The sequence below is a fragment of the Streptomyces sp. NPDC002870 genome (genome assembly GCF_042888505.1).
GTDB lineage: Bacteria > Actinomycetota > Actinomycetes > Streptomycetales > Streptomycetaceae > Streptomyces.
In genome coordinates, this window is sequence record NZ_JBIAPW010000086.1 from 1 (window position 1) to 2,333 (window position 2,333).

The 2,333-nt window shown below is 67.0% G+C and carries 1 protein-coding gene and 1 pseudogene; one reads left to right on the forward strand and one right to left on the reverse strand.

The window, feature by feature from the left end:
• Positions 1-319 (reverse strand): annotated as a pseudogene (locus ACFYWY_RS38125) (hypothetical protein); the annotation flags it as partial.
• Between the two features lie 431 nt (positions 320-750).
• On the opposite strand from ACFYWY_RS38125, the gene ACFYWY_RS38130 reads away from it, so the two are divergent.
• Positions 751-1,086: a winged helix-turn-helix domain-containing protein gene (locus ACFYWY_RS38130; RefSeq protein ID WP_389196098.1), complete on the forward strand. Its 336-nt coding sequence runs from the start codon at positions 751-753 to the stop codon at positions 1,084-1,086.
• Positions 1,087-2,333 lie beyond the last annotated feature (1,247 nt).

Here is a 2,333-nt window from a genome sequence, read left to right on the forward strand (position 1 = left end):
TACGGGCCGGGGCGGAGCAGCACGTGGAGCCCCTCGGCCGAGGCGAGGTCGAGGAAGGCGGGCAGGTCGAGTTCGCCGTCCATCCGCAACCGGCCAGGGCATCGGCCTCGACGCTCAGCGCGTGGTCGACTAAATCCTCCATCAGCGCGTGGATCTCTTTCTCGCACTGGGAGATGGCCTCCTCCAGTCGCTGGAGCCGCTGGTTGGCATCGCGTGAGGCGTTCGCCTCCATCGGGGAGCCGTCCACGGCCACCGCCGAAAGATCGACCAGGCCACGTCGGCCGCACAGCGACAACACCTGCACGAACAGCGAGTTCAAGGCGGCACGGTGGCGTCGTACGAACGCGCGCCGGTGGAGTGGTCCATTCGGTGGTTCGCGGTGATGATTCGGCAGCCCACGTCGTCCCAGCAACCTGCCCGATGCGACGGGAGGAACGCACTCCCTTGCTGTAGCAGTACAGGAGCAACGCAATCAGGCTCGCGGGAGGGTAGGCCACCCCGCCCCGCCCGTCGTCACGGTAGCTGTTCCCGAACGCCGACAGGTCAAGTAGCTCGACAACGTCGAGCACCTTCCAGCACAGGTGCTCGGGCGGCAGCCACTCCCGCACATCCCGCGGCATCTCAAGATCACGTTCACGGTCGCACGACAAGAAGTTCCGCCCCACCAACCAAGATTCCGACGCCCCCCTGATCCTCGGAAGCGGCCTCCGCCCCCGGGCCCTGCTCAACGACGTCGACAACCCCGTTCTCGTGTACGCACCAGTCCAGGGCCTGGAGACCGGCGATCTCATCATCGAGCCATCGCACGCCCGCCCGGGTGCACCGACAGCCCTGGCGGTGCTGCTGGGCTGCACTCGCGCAGCCGTCCTGGATGCCCTGGCAGACCCCTCCGGCCGCACCACGAAACAGCTCGCCCAGCGTCTGAGTATCTCCCCCACCTCCGCATCGGAACATGCCACCGCCTTGCGAACCGCCGGTCTGGTCACCAGCCTCCGCCAGGCCAACACGGTGCGGCACACCACCACCCCGCTGGGAACCACGCTCCTCTCCACCGGGCGCGCCAACGGGAGAAGTCGACTCCCTTGAGACGCCTCCCGAAACGGCGGATCCGCCCTGGATGGTGGACAGATCCCAGCCTGAAAACCATGCGGTCCGGCAATCCCGGACACCGCCCGGAGCTGTCCGGCGTTCGTACGGGCAACGACGAGGATCTCTGACCGGGAACCGGCTCGACAACGACCAGCAGGCAACGCCAAATCACCAAGGTCAGGCTCGTGTTGACGCTTTCGGGGCAGGGAGATCACGGTGCTGCGTCTCTATTTCACGGTGGAGGATCTCGCCCGTACCCGCGTGGCCCTACTAGGGCCACTGGCCGAGACGCAGCTGAGCTTGCGGATGTTGCAGCGCCGCGACGAGAAGGTTCTGTTCGATGGGTGGCGCAGGGCACCCGTCAACGGGTGCCGCCGTATGTACGGGAGCTGGCGGCCTTCGTTGCCGGCCCGCGAACGTGGATGGTTGATCTCTTCACGCTGCTGGGGCCGGTGTCCTCGATCGAGGAGGGCCAGGAGCGCCTGCTGAGTGCGCCGAGGGCACAACTGCGTGCCGAGTTGTCCCCTGATGCACGGCTGGTGCGCCAGAGACCTTCCTGGCTGGCCGACCCAGGTGCACGCGACGGGGCGGTCGAGCGACTGGCGAACGCCCTCGTCGAGTACCACGCCGAGGCCGTTGCCCCCTCTTGGAACGGCGCGCTACGACCGCGACGGTCTAATATTCACCGCTGCCGCGCCGCTCGTTGAGGCTCAGACAAGCAGCCTATTGATCTCGAAGGAGTACGGGACGGGTTCAAGGCCCCTTCGCCGTATTGGCCTGAAGTAGGCCTAGCCCCAATGCCGGTGAGTTAGGGCGTTCTCGCAGGTGAGGGCGAGTAGCCAGGGGTTCCAAGTGACTCGGAGTGAGCAGCTGGCCTGGCTGGGAGGGCGGGGCTCATCCCGTCGCTTGGCTTCGAAGGTGTTCCTCGGTGGCTTCTTCACTCGTTGGCAGCGGCGGTCGCGGCGTGAGGGCAGGAGGTCATGTCGGGCAGTGCACAAGACCTGCGGGCTCGCTGCGGCCTGTCCAGCGGTCTTGAGCCGGGCGAGCCGCTTCGCCCGGCCGCCCGGCGGGACCTCGACTGGTGAGGTACTTCATCTGCGCGGGCGTGATCCGTTCCTTCTGCGCCGCGGCCTTCCGCTTCGCACTAGGCCTCCGCGCTCAGTCGGCCATGGCCTTGGCGAGCTCCGCGTTGAACTGCGCGCCGATCAGCAGAGCGAGATTGGACATCCACAGCCAGACCAGGA